Source organism: Streptomyces sp. NPDC001135 (assembly GCF_053598395.1).
Window position 1 is genome coordinate 283,505 of the sequence record NZ_JBSFKD010000005.1, and the last position, 14,304, is coordinate 297,808.

Consider the following 14,304-nt stretch of genomic DNA (forward strand, 5'->3'; position numbering starts at 1 on the left):
CTGGGTGCAGGCGAGGCGCTGAATCCTTCGGCGGCGGAGTGAAGGCGGAGGCAGCCGCCGCGTTCCCCCTTCTTCTTGCGGCGCTCGACGGCCTTGGCCGGCTGCTTCCCCGTCCGTGGGCTCGCCGTCCACCGCCCTGTGGGATCCGGCCGGCCTTCTTCACCTCGATGTGGACCATGGGGCCTGGGCGGTGGGCTGTGATCTTCCGTGGATTCCGGTTGGTGCGGGTCGCCCGAGCGGGAGATCCCCGTCTCCGCGGCCTAGTGCTGCTCCGCAGACATTCGTGGAGGGGTGTTGATCAGGCGGCCTTGAGTGGAGTGCCCTCATGGGTCCATCGGTAGGGCTTGATGGTCTCGTTGTGCCCGATGACGTAGGCCTCCAGCTTCTCGATCAGGTCATTGCGACTGGCGAAGTCGCCGTGCCGCAGGACCCGGCGGGTGAGGGCGGAGCGGCCGGCTCGAATCCCCGAAGATCTTCTAGCTGTCAGTCCCAGGCCGTACGGTGTGCGCCCACCCATTGTCCGTTTGCCGGCGAGTGATCGCGGGCGACTGCTTACCGAGGACGGGACATGAGTACTTCCATGCCTACCGACGGGCGCTCTGACTTCGACTTCATCTTCGGCCGCTGGCGCGTGCACAACCGCAAGCTGGTTGACGTCACCGACCCGGCGTGCCAGGAGTGGATCGAGTTCGACGCGACGGCCGAGGCCGAACCGATCCTCGGCGGCCTGGGACACGTCGACCGGATCTGGACCGACACCTTCGAAGGCTTTACCCTCCGCCAGTTCGACCCTGAAGCCGGAGTCTGGCGAATCTGGTGGGCCTCCAGCGCCAGGCCAGGGCACCTGGACCCGCCCGTCGAAGGATTCTTCAGCGATGGCCGCGGTCAGTTCTTCTGCGACGACGTCCTGGGCGGCCACGCGGTGAGGGTCCGATTCGAATGGACGACTCCGAGCCCGGAGACCGCCCGCTGGGAGCAGGCGTTCTCCTACGACGATGGCTCCACCTGGCGGACGAACTGGACGATGGACCTTACCCGCATCCGCTAAACACCCGGCGACCGATGGCGGCCAGCAATCGTTCCGCCGACTGGCTACCGGTGGGAACCTCAACTGGCCGCTGTCACCACCTGATCAACAGCCCTCCACGAATTTCTGCGGAGCAGCACTAGTGCCGAATCAGGCGAGGTTCGCCCTGTTGGCGAGGGCTGGGCCATCAATGCAGACTGCACCGCATGGAGTTGATCGCGCAGGGCCGGGATGCTGATGTGTATGCCATGGATGAGTCCAGGATGCTGCGGCGATACCGGCACGGGGGCCCACCGGTCTGGAGTCACGCTTGATGACGCACCTTGCGGCATGTGGGCCGGCGAACAACGTCGAAATCGCCTGCGCCCCGACCAACAGCTCCTGGCTCAACCGGATCGAGGTCCAGTTCACCGCCCTGCGCTACTTCACCCTCGACGGCACCGGCCGTGCCGACCACAGGGAACAGGGCGGCATGATCCGCCGCTACATCATCTGGCGCAACCGCCCTGCCGACGACCGGCGCCTACGCGCCGTCGTCGGCAGGGCGAACGTTGCCTGATGCGGCACTAGCGCCACGGATCGAGAGCGTGTTTGCCCTGGGTCCGGCCCGCTTCGAGTTCCTGCAGCACGGCCGGTCCCTCCGCCAGGGGGTGGACGTGGGGGGTGCCGGGCATGTACACACCGGCGGCGATGAGTGTGTTGAGCTCGGCGAGCAGTTCGCCGTAGAGGGAGGGGGCCGCGGTCGCCAGCGCGCCGATGTGCAGGCCCTTGACTTGTACGGGATGGGTGAAGACCAGGTCGTGTGTGGTCAGGCCGGCGTTGCCGGAGGCGGCACCGAACACGACGATGCGTCCGGTGAAGGGTGTGGTGACGGCCAGGCTGACCTGGAACGTGGCTTGTCCTACGGACTCCAGGACCAGGTCCACGCCGCCGGTCAGGCGGGTGATCTCCGCGGCCAGGTCGGGGCGGGCGCTGTCCAGGACCGTGTCGGCGCCGAGCGCTTCGACGGTGCCGTGTTTGGCGGGTGACGCCGTGGCGATGACGCGTGCGCCGTAGTGGTGGGCGAGGCGGACGGCGGCCTGGCCCACACCGCCGGCCGCTGCGTGAATGAGCACCGCGTCACCTTTCTCGACCTGGCCCAGGGGCTTCAGTGCCGCCAGCGCGGTCGCCCAGTTCAACACCAGGCCGAGGGCTTCGGCGTCCGTCCAGCCGGAGGGGACGGCGAGTACCTCCGCGGCCGGCATCGTCATGTACTGGGCGAAGGCGCCTGGTCCGGCTCCGACGACGTGGGTGCCGACCTCCAGTGGGTTGGTGACCTCCGGACCGACGGCGATGATCTCGCCGGCCGCTTCGAAGCCCGCCACGTAGGGCGCCTGTGGTCCTCCTGCGTAGGTTCCACGGGTCTGCATGACGTCCGCGAAGTTGACCCCGGCGGCACCGACTCGGATCAGATATCCGCCCGGGTCCGGGGTGGGGCGGCGATGGTCCGTCGTGAGGCTCTGGTCCTTCGGCCCGCGGTGCGAGTGCTGGATCAGGGCCCGCATCGTGTGCTTGGCGCTGTGGTGCTGCTCGTTGATCTCCATGCCCGGGAACGTAGAAGCTTGACACGGGCGTCAAGGTCAAGCGGCGATCACGTGTGCGTGGGACGGGCCTGTCGCAGGTAGGTGTCGAGTGCCGTCTGCTGGGCACTGAGATCGGCGATGCGGGCAGCGAGCCGGTCGCGATAGCTCTGCACCTCGTGAAGGAACCGGGCGCACACCGCGTCCGTGCCGACGTCACCGGGGCCGTCCGTGAGGCGAGGCAGGACCTCCTTGATCAACCGCACGGGCAGTCCGGACGCCAGCAGCGAGCGGATGACGAGGACTCGGTCGATGGTCGACCCACAGTAGTCGCGGTACCCGTTGCTGAAACGACCCGGGACTATCAAGCCCTCGTCCTCGTAGTACCGCAACGACCTCGCACTCGCCCCGCTGGCCCTGGACGCTTCGCTGATCTTCATACCTGGTGGCAACGTCCGGGCGTTCCGCGGACTTCCAGGTGTCAGCGATCTCCTGTCCCGTAACGCTAGCGGCCGTCGTAGCCGGCCGTCGGCATGGACAGGCGGCGGTGCACGCGGGCTTTCATCTGCGCGTCGTACGACGGTTCGGCCCGGCCGACGGTCTCCACGCGCACGCCGCGTCGGGCGCACTCGGCGGTGAACGCCTCGACCGAGGACACGGCGCGCCGCAGGACGCGCAGGCTGGGTGTGACGAAGACGTCCACGCCGGGCCGGATGCCGTCCCACAGGGCGCAGTGGTCGAAGCGCAGTCCGCCGACGAGGAGTTCCCGGGCGATGACGTATCCGCGTTCGGCGGCCCAGCGGGCGCACATGGCGTGCTGGCTGCGGGAGTCGACGAGGAAGGGGTCCGCTTCCAGTTCTTCCAGGGGGGTCAGGCTGGCGATGGCGATGACCCGCACCGGTGCGGGCGTGTCGGGGGTACCCCGCAGTTGTCCCATGGCGTCCCCCTCACCTCCGGTTTCGCCGCCGACCCTACTCCTGCCCGTAGGCTTCGGGGAGTCGCGTGAAGGAGGCGAAGGGGGTGCCGGTGGAGATCACCTGGTGGGGTCACGCCACCTGCACGGTCCGGGACGCGGACATACGGGTGCTCACCGATCCTGTGTTCGCCGGGCGGCTGGCGCATCTGCGGCGGCGCCGGGGTGCGCTGCCGCCGGCCGGGGCCCGGGACGCGGACGTGGTGCTCGTCTCGCATCTGCACGCCGATCATCTCCATCTGGCCTCGCTTGCGGAGCTCGGCGCGGGCACGCGCCTGGTCGTGCCCCGGGGCGCACCACGGGCGGTGCCCGGTTTGCGCCGGCTGCGGGGGCTGCGGGTGACGGAGGTGGTGCCGGGGGACGTGGTGCGGGTCGGTGAGGTGTCGGTGCGGGTGGTGCCGGCGTTGCACGACGGGCGGCGGCTGCCGGTGGGTCCGCGGCGTTCGCCGGCGCTGGGTTATGTGGTGGAGGGTGAGGCGCGGACGTATTTCGCCGGGGACACCGGGCTGTTCGACGCGATGGCGGAGTGGGTGGGTCCGGTGGACGTGGCGTTGCTGCCGGTGGGTGGGTGGGGGCCGTATCTCGGTGCGGGGCATCTGGACGCGGGGCGGGCGGCGCGGGCGCTGGCGCGGCTGGCGCCGCGGGCCGCGGTGCCGGTGCACTACGGGACGTACTGGCCGATCGGGTTGGACGGGGTGCGGCCACACGAGTTCCATGCGCCGGGTGACGAGTTCGTGCGGCTGGCGGCCGTGGCGGCGCCGGGGGTGGCGGTGCACAAGCTGGGGCACGGGGAGAGTGTGCGGCTGGAGGTCGCGCGGTGACGTGGCTCGCGGGTGCGTCGGCACCTGTGACGGCCGGGTCCGCGCAGCAGGCGATCGGGTATCCGACGCTGTTTCTGCTGGTGTTCGTCGGGGCGTTGGTGCCGGTGGTGCCGACGGGGGCGCTGGTGAGTTCGGCGGCGGTGGTGGCGTTCCATCAGACGGCGCCGCTGGCTTGGGTGTTGGTGTTCGTGACGGCCTCGTTCGCCGCGTTCCTCGGGGACATGGTCCTGTACGGGCTGGGGCGGCGCGGGATGGGGTCGAGGAACGGGTCACGGTGGCTGGAGGCGATCCGGTCGCGTGCGCCGGAGGAACGGCTGGTACGGGCGCGGGGGAAGCTGGCGGAGCACCGGGTTGCGGTGCTGGTGCTCTCCCGGCTGGTCCCCGCGGGGCGGATACCGGTGATGTTGGCCTGTCTGATGGCGGACTGGCCGTTGCGGAGGTTCGCGCGGGGGAACGTGCCGGCTTGTCTTGCGTGGGCGGTCACGTATCAGGTGATCGGTGTCCTGGGGGGTTCGTTGTTCAGGGAGCCGTGGCAGGGGGTTGTGGTGGCGGTTGCGCTGACGGTGCTGGTCGGTGCGGCGCCGAGTGCGGTGCGGCGGTTTCGGTAGGGCCGTGGGGGTTTCGGTTCGCCCGGGGTTGCGGGTGCGTCGTGGTGGTTCGCGTGGTTCCCCGCGTCCCCGGCGAGGTCCGCTCCAGCACTCGTGAGGCGCCGACCGGGAGGTCCCACAGGTTCTCCCTTTCCAGTCCCGCCTTGTGCCACGCCGCCCTCACCCTGGTGAGCGGTTCCAGGACCGGCTCGGCCGAGAGGACGAAGGTGCCCCAGTGCATGGGGGCCATGCGGCGGGCGCCGGTGTCGAGGGTGGCCTGGACGGCTTCCTCGGGGTCGCAGTGGACGTCTCTGAGCCACCAGCGGGGGTCGTAGGCGCCGATGGGCATGAGGGCGAGGTCGATGCCGGGGTAGCGGCGGCCGATGCGGGAGAACCAGTGGCCGTAGCCGGTGTCGCCGGCGAAGTAGAGGCGCTGTCCGTCGGTGTCGGTGAGGACCCAGCCTCCCCACAGGCTGCGGCAGGTGTCGGTGAGGGTGCGCTTGGACCAGTGGTGGGCGGGGACGAAGTCGAAGCGGACGCCGGCCAGTTCGGCGCCTTCCCACCAGTCGAGTTCGGTGACGTGGGTGAAGCGGCGGCGGCGGAACCAGCGGCCGAGGCCGGCTGGTACGAACACCGGGGTGGTTCGCGGCAGTTGCCGCAGGGTGGGGGCGTCGAGGTGGTCGTAGTGGTTGTGGCTGATGACGACGGCGTCGATGCGCGGCAGGGTCTCCCAGGGGACGCCGACGGGGGTGATGCGGGCGGGGGTGCCGAGGATGCGGCGGGACCAGACGGGGTCGGTGAGGACGGTCAGGCCGCCGATCCGGACGATCCAGCTGGCGTGTCCGGCCCAGGTGACGGCGAGGGTGCGGGCGTCGACGCGGGGCAGGGGGGCGGGTTCGCGGGGCAGCCGGGCGATGTCGGCGAGGCCTTCGGGGCCGGGGCGTACGGCGCCTTCGCGGGCGAAGCGGGCGAGGGCCTTGAGGCCGGGCAGGGGGGCGGTGAGCCGGTCGTGGAAGGTGCGGGGCCACACGCGGTGTTCGGCGAGGGGGCGGGGCTCGGCCAGCGGGGGGAAGGGGGGCGCCAGGGGGGCCGGTGTCAGGGTTTCGGTGGCTTCGTGGGTCCGTGCGGTCGTCGGATGCGTCACCGTCCTCGGATTCGCCGCCGTCGTCGCGTTCGCCACCGGCGTCACCGTCGTGGCCGTCGTCGCGTTCGCCGCCGTCGTGGTCGTCGCGGCGGATCCGGGCTCGTGCGTCTCCGGTTCGTACGTCGCGGGCTCGGTCGTCCCGCACTCAGTCGCCCTGGGCTCGGGCGTCTCGGTCTCGTGCGTCCCGGTCTCGTGCGTCTGCTGCGTCATCGAGACTCCCCTCGCTGAGCGTCTTCGCGGAGATCGTCGAGGACCGACGTCAAGGAGGCCAACGCGCGTTGCACCTGTGGCAGTTCCAACGGCGCGGGTGCGGTGAGGCATTCCGTGCGTTCCTCGTCCGTGCCGCCCAGCAGGGGGCCTGTGGCGAGTCGTACGCGCAGCGCCCCGAGGTCGTCGCCGAAGCGGTGGCCGCCGGGGGCGGGCATGCCGAGGCGGGTGGTGAGGAGGTCCTCCAGTTCCTGTGCGTCGCCGACGCCTTGTGCGGCGAGGGGTTCGCGCAGCGGGCCGAGGTCGGCGTACAGGTGTCGGCCGGCCTGCGGGGGGCGGGCGAGCGCGCCGGAGGCGACGACGGCGGCGTGCGCGGCGGCGGCCACGCGCGCGTGCAGGCGCACGACGGCCTCGCGGCGTTCGGTGACGGGTGGGGGTTCGTCGAGGGCGTAGCCGGCGGCCGCGGCGACCGGTGCGGCGATGCGGGCGCCGAGGGCGGTGAGGATGTCGAGCACGCGCGCGTGGAGGTGCCGTCCGCGTTCGGTGGCCGGGAAACGGGCGACGGCGGCGGGCCAGCCGGGCGGCAGCAGCGATCCGGCGAGGTCGGTGACAACGGTGACCAGGTCGGGCCGCATCTCGGCGGGGCTGAGCAGGACGGTGTCGTGGGGGTGGTGGAGGGTGTCGCGCCAGGTCTCGTCGCTGACCAGGTGGAGTCCTTCGGCGGTGGCGGCCTCGACGGTCTCGTGGAGGAGTTCGGGCGGGGCGACGGTGGCGGTGGGGTCGTCGGCGACGGACAGCACGAGCAGCCGGGGATCGCCGCCCTCGGCGCGCACCCGGCGGACGGTCTCCAGCAGGGCGTAGGGGTCGGGGACGCCGCCGCTCTCGGCGGGGGTGGGCACGTGGTAGGCGGGCCGGCCGAGGACGCGGGCGTAGGGGGCCCACCAGGCGGCGCAGGGGCGGGGGACGAGGACGTCGGCGCCGTCTCCGGCGAGTGCGGCGGTGAGGGCGAGGAGCAGCGCGGGGGCTCCGGGGCCGGCGGCCGCCTGGTCGGGGACGGTGGGCAGGCCGCGCCGGGTCCAGTAGCCGCAGGCCGCTTCGAGGAGGGCGGGGGCGCCGCCGACGGGCTGGGCGTCGGTGCGGCTCGCCGCGGCGGCGAGTACGGCGGTGAGTTCGGGCAGGACGGGCAGTCCGTCGCCGGGCAGGGGCGGGCCGTAGCGGACGGGGCCGTGCCCTTCGGGGTCCGTCCGCCGCATGTCCGCCTCCGCGCAGTCCGGGTGCCGTGTGCCGCCCGGGCGGGTGCCGTGTGGCCGGGGCGGGCTGTGTCGTCGTGGTCTGCTGTGTGGTGTGGGCCCGTGGGGTGGTGTGTGTCCGTGGCCGGGTTTTCGTGGCTTGGGGTGTCGGTTGGGGTGGGGGCCGTTCGCGGGTGTTCTTGTGAGGGTGTGTACCCGCCGGGCGGCCGTCCATGGGAGTGGCCGGCGTTGTCCAGGTCACACGTCCGTGGGCCGGTCTCCGGGGGCGCGCCGGCGGCCGTACAGCCGGTAGCCGGCTCCGCCGCAGGCCGCGGCGATGAAGGCGGCGCCGCCGGCGAGGGCCGGGACCGAGTCGGTGAGGGCGCCTCCCTGGCCGGCGTCGGCTCCGTGCTGCACGGTGGCCGGGTCGCATCCGTCGGTGTCGTGGCCCTGCCGGTCGCCGGGGCTGCCGCAGCTGTGGCCGTCGTCGGGGCAGTCTCCGGCGCCGGTGCACTCGTCACCGTCGTCGTGACACTGGCCGCCCTCACGGCACGCGTCGCCGCCGGAGCACGCGTCCCCGGACTCGCAGCCCGCACCGCCCTGGCAATCGTCCCCCGCCCGGCACCCGGCACCTCCGCCTTGGCAGTCCTGCCCCGCCTTGCACCCGGCACCTCCACCCTGGCAGTCCTCCCCCGCCCTGCACTCCGTACCGCCCCCGCCGTGCCGGCAGTCCTCCCCCGCCTTGCATCCCGCACCGCCGCCCTGGCAGTCCTGCCCTGCCCTGCACTCCGTGCCGTTCGAACCCGTGCCCTTCGAACCGGGGCAGGACTGCGGGCTGCGGCAGCCGTTGTCGTCCTGCTCGCAGGGCTCGCCGTCCCGGCACTGCGTGGCGCCGTCGTCGCAGGGTGCGGTGTCCTCCGCGCAGGCGTGGGACGCGCCGCACTGCTGCGGCGCGGCACAGGAGCCGGTGTCGGTGCCGCCGACGGCGGTGCGGGGCGGGGACGCGGGGCCGGTGGTGCCGGGCGGAGCCACGGGGCCGGTGGAGGGGGCCGGGGCCACGGGGCCGGTGGAGGGGGGCGGTGGGGACAGGGGGCCGGTGGCGTGGGTCGGGGACACGCTGCCGGGTCCGGTCTCGGCGGCGGGCGCGGCGGGCCCGGCCAGGGCGAACGCGGCACCGGCTATGCAGGCGATGGACAGGGCACGGGCGGTGCGGCGCATGGGGCGGACTCCTCGGCGGGCACGGCGGGCGGTCGGCGGTGGTCGTGGTACGCCGGACACCGGTACGGCAGTGCTTCCGGCGCCGGTACGGCGGTACGCCCGGCGCCGGTCCCGGGCCGGTGCCAGTGCCGGGCCGGTGCCAGTGCCGGGCCGGTGCCAGTGCCGGGCCGGTGCCGGTGCCGGACGCCGGTGGGACGACGTCCCGGGCACGGGTACCGGCAGTGCCGGGAGCACTGCCCGGCGGTGTCGCGGGTACGGGGCACGGGGCGTGCCCCCGCTGCCATCACAGCCCCCGCGGCGCCGCGGCGCGCGCGGCCGGCCCCCATTCGCGGGACAAGGGCGGCCGGCCGGGTGACACACACCGGCCGCCGGTTTCCCGCCGGTGCCGCGGCGGCGTTTGCGAGGTTTTCCGTTCCCTGCGCAGGTGACTCGGTATCTGCTGACCGGATCGTCCGCTTCGCACCTCACCGGGAGGTTCCTCCATGAGCACCAAGGTCTCCGACCACATCCTCGAGCGCCTGCGCGCTTGGGGCGTGGAACAGGTCTTCGGCTATCCGGGCGACGGCATCAACGGGCTGCTCGCCGCGTGGGGCCGGGCCGAGGACCGGCCGCGGTTCATCCAGTCCCGGCACGAGGAGATGTCCGCGTTCGAGGCGGTCGGGTTCGCGAAGTTCAGCGGCCGTGTCGGTGTGTGCGCGGCGACGTCGGGGCCGGGCGCGATCCATCTGCTCAACGGGCTGTACGACGCCAAGCTGGACCACGTGCCGGTGCTGGCGATCGTCGGCCAGACCAACCGGACCGCGATGGGCGGTTCCTACCAGCAGGAAGTCGACCTGCACACGCTGTACAAGGACGTCGCCTCGGACTTCGTGGAGACGGTGACGGTGCCCGAGCAGCTGCCGAACGTGCTGGACCGGGCGATCCGCACCGCGTACGCGCGGCGCTGCCCGACGGCTCTGATCATCCCGGGGGACGTGCAGGAGCTGGACTACGCGCCGCCGACGCACGAGTTCAAGATGGTGCCCTCCAGCCTGGGCATGAGCGACTACACGGCGACCCCCACGGACGAGGCGCTGCGCCGCGCGGCCGACGTGCTGAACGAGGGCGACAAGGTCGCCGTCCTGGTCGGGCAGGGGGCCGCGGGGGCGGTCGCGGAGGTGCAGGAGGTCGCCGAGCTGCTCGGCGCGGGGGTCGCGAAGGCGTTGCTCGGCAAGGACGTGCTCAGTGACGAGCTGCCGTACGTGACCGGGCCGATCGGTTTGCTGGGCAGCCGGCCGTCGTACGAGCTGATGCGGGACTGCGACACGCTGCTGACGATCGGGTCGTCGTTCCCGTACACGCAGTTCATGCCGGACTTCGGCAAGGCCCGCGGCGTGCAGATCGACATCGATCCGCACATGATCGGTATGCGTTTCCCGTACGAGGTGAATCTCGTCGGTGACGCGAAGGCGACGCTGCGGCGGCTGATCCCGTTGCTGAACAGCGACCGGGGCGGGCGCGAGTGGTACGACACGGTGTGCGCGAACGTGAAGCGCTGGCACGAGACGATGGACCGGCGGGCCCACCTGTCGGCCGACCCGATCAACCCGGAGTACGTGGCGCGGGCGCTGGATCCGCTGCTGCCGGACAACGCGATCCTGACCTCGGACTCCGGTTCGGTCGCCAACTGGTACGCGCGGCACATCACGATGCGGCCGGGGATGCGGGGTTCGCTGTCGGGGACGCTGGCGACGATGGGGCCGGGGGTGCCGTACGCGATCGGTGCGAAGTTCGCGCATCCGGACCGGCCGGTGTTCGCGCTGGTCGGTGATGGTGCGATGCAGATGAACGGCCTGGCGGAGATGATCACGGCGGCGAAGTACCGGGACCGCTGGTCGGATCCGCGGCTGGTGGTGGGGGTGTGGAACAACCAGGACCTGAACCAGGTCACCTGGGAGATGCGCGCGATGGAGGGCGCCCCGTCGTTCCTGCCGTCGCAGTCGATCCCGGACGTGCAGTACGCGGCGTTCGCCCGTTCGCTGGGTCTGACCGGCATCCGGGTGGAGAAGCCGGAGGAGGTGGAGGCGGCCTGGCGGGCGGCTCTGGAGGCCGACGGGCCCGCGGTGGTCGAGTTCCTCACGGACCCCGCGGTGCCGCCGATCCCGCCGCATGCCACCTGGGAGCAGATGGAGGCGACGGCCGCGTCGATCCTGAAGGGTGATGCGGACCGCGGTTCGATGGTCAGGCAGGGGCTGAAGGCGAAGATGCAGGAGTTCCTGCCGGGCCGGGGCAGGCAGTAGCCGCCGGGGACCGGGGATTCAGCGTTCGAGGCGTTTGAGGACGGCTCGGCTGTAGAACGCCGCGATGAGGGCCCAGACGAAGGCCGCCGACGCCACGATGAGCGCGACGATGTCGACCGTGCCCGTGCCGGTACCCGTCCGCGTCTGCGTCTGTGCGTACTGGCCGGGCGCGGAGCCGGTGGGTCCGGTGCTGGGTGCGGCCGAACCGGGTGCGGAGGCGCCGAGCGCTCTGAAGGTTCCGCACAGCGCCGGGGCGGTGGCGTCCTGCGTCAGCGTGGTGTCGTCCTCGCTGGTGCCGAGGGTGTCGTCGTAGCGGCCGCCGCCGTCGTAGTCGATGCCGTGGACGACGAGGACCGCCTTGCCGTACTCCAGTTGCTCGGCGGTGTCGTGGTCGAGTGTCACCGTTCGCCCGTAGACGAGACTGCCTCCCGTAGGGAAGCGGTCCGCGGCGAACGCCCGGCTCGGGCCGGTGTCACCGCTCACCGTCAGCGATGTCATGATCTCGCCGTAGGCGGGGGCGCCGTCGGTGGCGCTGATCGCCGTGTGGTGGTTGTGCTGTTTCGCCATCGAGGCATCGGGACATCTGCCTTGGCCGTGGATGTGGATGTGCAGGGCGTGCCAGCTGTTGACCAGGCCGGCGGTCTCGATCGTGACCTGCGCCTGGGTGCCGTTGAGCTGCAGGTTGGCCAGACCCGATCCGTTGACCCGGTTGGTGGGGACGGGGCCGAGGACGGCCTGGTAGCGCCGGACGTCACCGGGTTGGGCGACGGCGGCGCCGGGCGCAGCGGTCGAGGCCACGGCCGCGAACGCCAGGACGGCGTGGAGCGGTTTCTTCACACTGCCTCCCGAGTTACGGACAGTGACTTATCTATTGCGTAGAGTCATATGTGATACGCACATACTGTCGTAAGTCACCGCATTGGGGAGTGATCGGCCATCGTGAACGGTGAGCGCAGTGGTTCCGGCCCCGACGAGGAGGTGCTGCTGGCCCTGTACGCCGAGCACGGCGAGCCGCTGCTCGACGACGCCCTGGATCTCACCTCGGGGGATCGGCGGCGGGCGCAGGCACTGGTGCGGGAGGCGCTCCTGCGGGCGTGGCGCCGGCCCGACGCGTTCGACCCGGGACGGGGATCGACCCGGGAGTGGCTGCGCTCGGTCCTGCGTGGCCTGGCCGCGGAGGCCGGCTCGGCGGCCGGGCCGGTGGGGCCCGCCCCGCCGGCCGCCGAAGAGGCCACCGAAGAGGTCGCCGAAGAGGACGCCGTGGAGCGTGGGCGTCACCGGTCCGCGCGGACCCTGCGGGTGGCCGAGGCCGTGCGTGCCCTCGTCCCCGCCCATCGCACCGCGCTGGTGGAGGCCTTCTACCGCGGCAGGAGCATGGAGGAGACCGCCGAGGCGCTCGGCGTTCCCGTCGGCACGGTGAAGTCCCGTCTCTATCACGCGCTGACGCAGCTCCGCGCCGAGCTGTCCGAGCGGGGCCGGGGTACCGGCCCCGGGGCCGGGGACGCCGTGGCGGCGGGGCGCGCGGGAGCGGCTCCGGGCTCCGTCGCCCCGGCCGACAGCGACCGGGCCGACGAGCGGCGCACCCGTACCTCGGGCTTCGACCCCGCCCGGCTCTCGCTGGGTGCCTACGTGCTCGGGGGGCTCGCGCCGGACGAGGCACAGGTGATGGCCGCCCACCTCGCCACCTGCGCCGACTGCCGGGCGGAGCGGGACGCGCTGGCCACCCTGGTCCCGCTGCTCGAGACCCTCGGCGAGGCCGATGTGATCCCGGGGCGCGCCGTGCCTGCCGCGGCCGGGCCTGAGGGCACCGTACCGGTCGAGACCGTGCCGGCCGCGACCGTGCCGGCCGAAACCGCACCGCCCGAAACCCCGCCGGCCGAAACTGCACCGGCCGAGACCGTGCGGGTCGGGAGCGGCGGCGCCGGGGAGCCCGGGCCCGGGGAGGCCGCCCCGGCCCGAACCGGCGTGACCACGCGCGACGAGACGCATCACCGCTCCGGTGACCAGCGGCGCCGCGAGTGGGCCCGGCGTGCCGCCGTGCTCGCCGTGGTGGTGGTCGTCGCCGCACTCACCTGGGTGGTGGCGTCACGGGTGTCGTCCCCCGGCACCACCTCCCGGATCGGCGGGCCGGGCACCCGGACCTTCAAGGCGTCCGACCAGGCCTCGGGCATGAGCGCCACGGTGACCACCGCCCCCACTCCCTGGGGCAGTGAAGTGCGGCTCGACGTGTCCGGGATCCCCTCCGGAACGCACTGCACCCTGGTCGCCGTCGGACTGGAGGGCGGCCACGAGACCGCCGCCACCTGGCTCGCGGGCAACGGCGACGACACCGTCCCGATCCCCGGCGCGATCTCTAAGAGCATGGACGCGGTCGCCCGCTTCGAGGTCGACACGGACAGCGGACCGCTGCTGTCGATCACGACGAGCTGACCGCCGCCCGGCGCCCGTGGCGCCCGGCCCTCAGTGGTTGACCGACCACCACTGATACAGCGTCCGCATCCCGGATCCGCCGACGACGCTGAGGGTGACCTTCCCCGGACGGTCGTCGGACCAGGCCACCACGGGGCCGTCCCGGCCGGTGAAGCAGTACAGCGTCCCGGAGGCGGCCGTGCTGCCGGCCGGCCAGTTCTGCGCCACGGGCCCGGCGCCGGTGCAGGGGCCCTTCCGGGCCCGGCCGGACTGCGCACCGATGACGTGGTCCAGGGTGTCGGAGCGGGCGAACCGGTAGATGTTGGCCACGGTCGGCCTGCCGCCCGGTCCGCTGTGGTCCGTCCAGCAGTGCACGGCGGCGGGGACCGCGTCCCTCTCCACGCTCTGCATCGCGCGGCAGTGGTCGAAGTGCGAGGACGGCACCAACGACTGCTCGGCCGGGGTGAGTCTCTCGTAGGTGTCGTCCGGCGCCGGAAGAGACGTGGTGAACAGCGCCGAGAACGTCACCGCCCCCGGACCCGGCGTCGTGCCGGCCGAGGGCGCCCCGGAAACCGTCGGCGGCGCAGGCGAGGGCGAGGGCCGCAGGCCGAACACGAGCAGGCCGCCCAGCCCCACCGCCACGGCGGCAGCGATCAGGAGCGCCCGGCGCCCGGGCCACGCCTTCAGCGGTCCGCGGCCCTGCCCCGGTGCGCGGTCGTCCGGGGCCGGCGGGTGCGCCCGGTCGGTGCCGGGTTCCGCGTCCGTGCCGCGGCGAGTGCGTCGGCGAGCTGTGCGAGGATGTCCGCCGCCTCCGGCAGGGTCAGCGGGCCGCGGTCGCGCTGTCGGCTGCG

General features: G+C 72.8%; 13 protein-coding genes and 1 pseudogene. 6 read left to right on the forward strand and 8 right to left on the reverse strand.

Annotated features, from left to right (window positions below; all coding sequences use genetic code 11):
- The first annotated feature begins 568 nt into the window (after positions 1–568).
- A complete protein-coding gene (locus tag ACWC94_RS09850; protein WP_450795963.1) occupies positions 569–1,048 on the forward strand; it encodes a hypothetical protein in 480 nt (159 codons plus the stop codon).
- Positions 1,049–1,367: 319 nt separating this feature from the next.
- A pseudogene (locus tag ACWC94_RS09855) lies at positions 1,368–1,586 on the forward strand (IS630 family transposase); the annotation flags it as partial.
- A gap of 7 nt (positions 1,587–1,593) precedes the next feature.
- Here the strand turns inward: ACWC94_RS09855 and ACWC94_RS09860 are convergent.
- The 3 genes from ACWC94_RS09860 to ACWC94_RS09870 all read right to left on the reverse strand — a co-directional run bounded on the left by ACWC94_RS09860 (position 1,594) and on the right by ACWC94_RS09870 (position 3,523).
- Complete coding sequence (locus ACWC94_RS09860) at positions 1,594–2,610, reverse strand: zinc-binding dehydrogenase (RefSeq protein WP_450795964.1); 1,017 nt, start codon at positions 2,608–2,610, stop codon at positions 1,594–1,596.
- 47 nt (positions 2,611–2,657) lie between these two features.
- Complete coding sequence (locus ACWC94_RS09865) at positions 2,658–3,026, reverse strand: MerR family transcriptional regulator (protein WP_450795966.1); 369 nt, start codon at positions 3,024–3,026, stop codon at positions 2,658–2,660.
- Between the two features lie 65 nt (positions 3,027–3,091).
- Positions 3,092–3,523 (reverse strand): hypothetical protein, encoded by a 432-nt coding sequence (locus tag ACWC94_RS09870; protein ID WP_450795967.1) that lies wholly within the window; start codon positions 3,521–3,523, stop codon positions 3,092–3,094.
- 83 nt (positions 3,524–3,606) lie between these two features.
- Here ACWC94_RS09870 and ACWC94_RS09875 point away from each other — a divergent pair, with 83 nt between their 5' ends.
- Positions 3,607–4,380, forward strand: coding sequence for an MBL fold metallo-hydrolase (locus ACWC94_RS09875; RefSeq protein ID WP_450795992.1), 774 nt, complete (start codon positions 3,607–3,609; stop codon positions 4,378–4,380).
- Complete coding sequence (locus ACWC94_RS09880) at positions 4,377–4,988, forward strand: DedA family protein (protein WP_450795968.1); 612 nt, start codon at positions 4,377–4,379, stop codon at positions 4,986–4,988. Before ACWC94_RS09875 ends, ACWC94_RS09880 begins: the two co-directional genes overlap by 4 nt.
- Here the strand turns inward: ACWC94_RS09880 and ACWC94_RS09885 are convergent.
- The 3 genes from ACWC94_RS09885 to ACWC94_RS09895 form a co-directional block, all read right to left on the reverse strand.
- Positions 4,900–6,321: an MBL fold metallo-hydrolase gene (locus ACWC94_RS09885; protein ID WP_450795969.1), complete on the reverse strand. Its 1,422-nt coding sequence runs from the start codon at positions 6,319–6,321 to the stop codon at positions 4,900–4,902. The genes ACWC94_RS09880 and ACWC94_RS09885 overlap by 89 nt on opposite strands.
- Positions 6,318–7,571 carry an aminotransferase class I/II-fold pyridoxal phosphate-dependent enzyme gene (locus ACWC94_RS09890; RefSeq protein ID WP_450795970.1) on the reverse strand — a complete coding sequence of 418 codons (1,254 nt, stop codon included), beginning with the start codon at positions 7,569–7,571 and terminating at the stop codon, positions 6,318–6,320. The genes ACWC94_RS09885 and ACWC94_RS09890 overlap by 4 nt, the downstream gene beginning before the upstream one ends.
- 234 nt (positions 7,572–7,805) lie before the next feature.
- Positions 7,806–8,765, reverse strand: coding sequence for a hypothetical protein (locus ACWC94_RS09895; RefSeq protein WP_450795972.1), 960 nt, complete (start codon positions 8,763–8,765; stop codon positions 7,806–7,808).
- A gap of 482 nt (positions 8,766–9,247) precedes the next feature.
- Between ACWC94_RS09895 and ACWC94_RS09900 the strand changes: the two genes are divergently transcribed.
- Positions 9,248–11,044 carry a thiamine pyrophosphate-requiring protein gene (locus ACWC94_RS09900; RefSeq protein WP_450795973.1) on the forward strand — a complete coding sequence of 599 codons (1,797 nt, stop codon included), beginning with the start codon at positions 9,248–9,250 and terminating at the stop codon, positions 11,042–11,044.
- 18 nt (positions 11,045–11,062) lie between these two features.
- Here the strand turns inward: ACWC94_RS09900 and ACWC94_RS09905 are convergent, their stop codons facing one another.
- On the reverse strand, positions 11,063–11,881 hold the full coding sequence (locus ACWC94_RS09905) for a hypothetical protein (protein WP_450795974.1): 819 nt from the start codon (positions 11,879–11,881) through the stop codon (positions 11,063–11,065).
- A 102-nt stretch (positions 11,882–11,983) separates the two neighbouring features.
- Between ACWC94_RS09905 and ACWC94_RS09910 the strand changes: the two genes are divergently transcribed.
- On the forward strand, positions 11,984–13,474 hold the full coding sequence (locus ACWC94_RS09910; protein ID WP_450795975.1) for a sigma-70 family RNA polymerase sigma factor: 1,491 nt from the start codon (positions 11,984–11,986) through the stop codon (positions 13,472–13,474).
- 30 nt (positions 13,475–13,504) lie between these two features.
- Here the strand turns inward: ACWC94_RS09910 and ACWC94_RS09915 are convergent, their stop codons facing one another.
- Positions 13,505–14,095 (reverse strand): hypothetical protein, encoded by a 591-nt coding sequence (locus tag ACWC94_RS09915; RefSeq protein WP_450795976.1) that lies wholly within the window; start codon positions 14,093–14,095, stop codon positions 13,505–13,507.
- Positions 14,096–14,304: the final 209 nt, after the last annotated feature.

Excerpts from the sequence above, each read along its gene's own strand:
- ACWC94_RS09850 (WP_450795963.1), top strand. The coding sequence starts at position 569 with ATGAGTACTTCCATGCCTACCGACGGGCGCTCTGACTTCGACTTCATC.
- ACWC94_RS09860 (WP_450795964.1), bottom strand. The coding sequence starts at position 2,610 with ATGGAGATCAACGAGCAGCACCACAGCGCCAAGCACACGATGCGGGCC.
- ACWC94_RS09865 (WP_450795966.1), bottom strand. The coding sequence starts at position 3,026 with ATGAAGATCAGCGAAGCGTCCAGGGCCAGCGGGGCGAGTGCGAGGTCG.
- ACWC94_RS09870 (WP_450795967.1), bottom strand. The coding sequence starts at position 3,523 with ATGGGACAACTGCGGGGTACCCCCGACACGCCCGCACCGGTGCGGGTC.
- ACWC94_RS09885 (WP_450795969.1), bottom strand. The coding sequence starts at position 6,321 with ATGACGCAGCAGACGCACGAGACCGGGACGCACGAGACCGAGACGCCC.
- ACWC94_RS09890 (WP_450795970.1), bottom strand. The coding sequence starts at position 7,571 with ATGCGGCGGACGGACCCCGAAGGGCACGGCCCCGTCCGCTACGGCCCG.
- ACWC94_RS09895 (WP_450795972.1), bottom strand. The coding sequence starts at position 8,765 with ATGCGCCGCACCGCCCGTGCCCTGTCCATCGCCTGCATAGCCGGTGCC.
- ACWC94_RS09900 (WP_450795973.1), top strand. The coding sequence starts at position 9,248 with ATGAGCACCAAGGTCTCCGACCACATCCTCGAGCGCCTGCGCGCTTGG.